Below are 3,187 nucleotides of genomic sequence, written 5' to 3'. Positions count from 1 at the left end.
GCCAGCCTCCAGGCCGGGCACGTCTCTCAGGGCCCGCTTCGCACATTCCGCGAAGCGGGCCCTTTTTTCATGTTTTCTGCATTATGCCCACCGCCGCGCCTCACATGGGGACAGCGAAGCCCTCGACCGGGGTAAAGTTGCCGCACCGCGTATAGCCGCCCAAGGCCGTGATCATGCCCATGGCGATCCGATAGACCGGCTCGATCAGCGCATCGTTCGTGAGAAAACCGTCGAAATAGGTCGCCTGGGCGGCGATCTTGATGTCCATGAAATGGTTCAACACCTTTTGGTCGTTGCTCGGATAGTTTTTCGGGTTGTTGCGCCAATTGATATAGAAGGCGACGGCCATCGCGCCGTAGCGAAACGCCAGGGTGTTGATGAACTCGGCCCGGGTCCTGGTCAGGCCCGAGATCCGATGGCCGGCCAATTGCCGCTTGCCCCATTCTTCCGCGAGCACGAACGTCTTGCCCTGCAGCCCGGCCGACAGCTTCTCATCTCTGTCGAGAAGCCCCTTCATCTCGGCCAGTTCGGCAGGGTCGAAGACCGTGTCCCAGTGCGCGAAGCGCTTCATCAGCTTGTGCGCTTCCTCCTGCAGGCCATCGACCTGATCGCGTGCATTCTGCCCGTGCGTTTCGAACTGCGCCGAGACCTCCTCGCTCCCCGGGCCGGTGATGAAGGTCGCGCAATAGGTCGGGAAATAGGCAGTCTGCCGCTCATCGATCAGCCGGGTCATGATCCGCTTGGGCTGGCCGCGCATGCGCAGCAATGAAAGCGTATCGCGCAGAATCACGATCCGGCGCCCATATTCGCAGGCCTGTCTGAGTACCTTGCGCGTCACCTTCTCGGCGTCGCCCTTGTGCCATTCCACGAAGACCGTGTGCGGGATCGCAGCCCGATTGTCGGGCGAGGCCTCAAAATAGGCCCTCAGACCTTCCCGATCGACGTAGTTATTGTCCAGCAGAACCAGCATCACACCCCTCCGGTGGGGCCGGCGTCGATCGCGTCGAAGTCCGGTGGATTCATGTAAGCCCGGAAATCGGCCAACTCCTCCGGTGACGGAACGGGCATCGTGGGGAACTGCCTCAAGGTCTCCGCAAGTCCGCGGCGGGTCTCATATTGAATGATCGCACCGCCCACGCTCACCTCATATTCCATGCTGCCGCAGTCGCGATTGATCAGGGCGAGCCCGGGCGCGAACGCGATCGGCTTCTTCTTCTTGTTGCTGCTGGCCTCTTCATGCTTGGCGAGCGCGACGCGGATGCACTCCAGCATCGTGAAGCCGATCTCCGTGCGTGCCAGATCATCGCGCATGCGTTGCACCAGTTCCGGATCGTCCTTAGCATCGCGAAGCTGTCGGGCCCGCAGCTCCCGATCATAGTGCGTATAACCATGCTTCTGCTCGAGATGGCTCGCGCGCATGTCGATCCCGCCATTCTCGGCGAGCCGCACGACCTCGATCGCGCGCTGCCGCCAGGTTCGCAGCAGTTCATAGGCGGCATAGATCCACATCGGGGAGAGCGCCGCGAGCAGCGCACGCTGGCCGCTTGGCCGGGCATCCGCCATCATCTCGCCCAGCACGGCCTGCTCCATGCCCATCAGCACATTGTCGACGAGGCAGAGCTGCTGGGCCTGCATCGCCAGAAAGGGGTTTTCCGCAAGGCCGGCCATCCCGCAGAGCCCATCGTAAAGCTCAGTCTGTCCAATCTCCGCTACGGCGCGAAACCGCGGCTCGCCCTCACGCTCATACCAATCGTCCTGTTCCATCGTGCCTCTATAGCCGAGGTGGCGCCCACGTCTCGCGCAATGGCTGCGCGACCGCGAAGACCATCCGCCATGTCGCCCGCCCGTGCCGGGCGCGCCGACTGCCGGCCGCAGCCCAGCTTGCGCAACCCGTGCCACTCGGGGCCGCTCCGTCCAGTAGCCCGGTAGCCGCCTGTCGCCTTGTCCAGTGACGACGCGAACCTGCCCGCACGGTCCGTGCCGACCGGATCGCCCGTCGTGGTTCGACCGATCATACCCGGTCACAGGCTATGCCTCGCCGCATTGGACGCCGGGCCACCCGCTTGCCTGGATGAACGCTACGCCCGTGCGGGCCCTCCGCAACCCGTCATTTCCCGACCGTGTTGAGGCCTGACGGCCTCTGCCCGCACCACTCGAAAAATGGGGGTTTCCCCGCGCTTCGCGCGGGTGCGGCGGCCCCTCAATCACGGGCTTTCGCGATTGTTCATCCCAGCGGGATCGACCCGCTGGCGAAAGCGCCAAAGGTACAACGCCATGAACAAGGTTTTTCTCTCGGGCCGCATCACTTCGGACATCAGCCGCTTCGGCACCGACAGCAAGGGCGGCGTCAGCTTCAGCCTCGTCACCTCCAAGCCGGTGATCAAGGACGGCCAGGTCCAGAAGGATGAGAACGGCTACACCGAGACCTACGACGAGTTCCACCAGATCAAGGCCTTCAATGGCCTCGGCAAGTCGGTCGCCAATCACAAGAAGAAGGGCGACAAGCTCATGATCGTCGGCGAGCTCCGCTACAGCCGCAACGAGCGCGACGGGCGCACCTACTACAACACCGACATCGTCGCCGAGGACATCGAGTTCCTCTGACCCCCTCCGGGCGGCCTTCGGGCCGCCCTTCTCATTTTGCGGAGTAGCCACATGTTCCATCTCGCCAGCTTCGATGAGATCGCCGGGGTCGCCCACGGGATCGAAGTCACCAACCCTTGGCTCGTCGCCCGCATCCGCAGGGCCGCCGAAAACCTCAACGCCTACGAAATCGCCGCCCGCCTTGGCCAGGCGATCACCGAGGCCGCCGATGCCGCACACGCCCGGGCCTTTGAGGAGGCCGAGTTCGGTGAGGCCAGTGCCGACGCCATTGTCGACTGCGAATATTATGACGAACTCGCCGCAACCTGGTCGCTGGTCGCCGCCGAGCACCAGCTGATCACTCCCGAAACCATCCTGGCGCACGACGGGTCGGTCCACTGACCCGTCGCATCGTTACACCTTTCTCAAAGGATACAGCCATGAATATATGTCCCACGCAGAACCCGCGCCCGCAGCACGGCTACGGCATCATCATCCACCATCGCCTGGCCTGGTGGCTGGTCGAATTTCCCGAACTCGATGCGGTGCCACTGCGCGCGTGCAAGCTGTCGGGCCGGCTCACGCCGGCCCGACAGCTTGCACG

Annotated in this window: 4 protein-coding genes; 2 read left to right on the top strand and 2 right to left on the bottom strand. The window is 63.6% G+C overall.

Annotated elements, in window-relative coordinates; translation table 11 throughout:
- Positions 1–100: 100 nt before the first annotated feature.
- Together EBBID32_RS17360 and EBBID32_RS17355 are read right to left on the bottom strand one after the other, a co-directional pair.
- Entirely contained in the window at positions 101–970 is an 870-nt protein-coding gene (locus EBBID32_RS17360; protein ID WP_006962099.1) for a hypothetical protein, read from the bottom strand.
- Entirely contained in the window at positions 970–1,764 is a 795-nt protein-coding gene (locus EBBID32_RS17355) for a hypothetical protein (RefSeq protein WP_037491535.1), read from the bottom strand. Before EBBID32_RS17355 ends, EBBID32_RS17360 begins: the two co-directional genes overlap by 1 nt.
- A gap of 510 nt (positions 1,765–2,274) precedes the next feature.
- Here EBBID32_RS17355 and EBBID32_RS17350 point away from each other — a divergent pair.
- A complete protein-coding gene (locus tag EBBID32_RS17350; protein WP_037491532.1) occupies positions 2,275–2,604 on the top strand; it encodes a single-stranded DNA-binding protein in 330 nt (109 codons plus the stop codon).
- 51 nt (positions 2,605–2,655) lie between these two features.
- Entirely contained in the window at positions 2,656–2,985 is a 330-nt protein-coding gene (locus EBBID32_RS17345) for a hypothetical protein (RefSeq protein ID WP_006962093.1), read from the top strand.
- The last annotated feature ends 202 nt before the right edge of the window (positions 2,986–3,187 follow it).

The organism is Sphingobium indicum BiD32, from assembly GCF_000382885.1.
Taxonomy (GTDB): domain Bacteria; phylum Pseudomonadota; class Alphaproteobacteria; order Sphingomonadales; family Sphingomonadaceae; genus Sphingobium; species Sphingobium japonicum_C.
Note: the sequence above shows the minus strand (reverse complement) of the source record. Positions and strands in the feature narration are given on the sequence as shown.

Bases quoted from the DNA above. Each gene is read 5' to 3' on its own strand.
- EBBID32_RS17360 (WP_006962099.1), bottom strand. From the start codon at position 970: ATGCTGGTTCTGCTGGACAATAACTACGTCGATCGGGAAGGTCTGAGG.
- EBBID32_RS17355 (WP_037491535.1), bottom strand. From the start codon at position 1,764: ATGGAACAGGACGATTGGTATGAGCGTGAGGGCGAGCCGCGGTTTCGC.
- EBBID32_RS17350 (WP_037491532.1), top strand. From the start codon at position 2,275: ATGAACAAGGTTTTTCTCTCGGGCCGCATCACTTCGGACATCAGCCGC.
- EBBID32_RS17345 (WP_006962093.1), top strand. From the start codon at position 2,656: ATGTTCCATCTCGCCAGCTTCGATGAGATCGCCGGGGTCGCCCACGGG.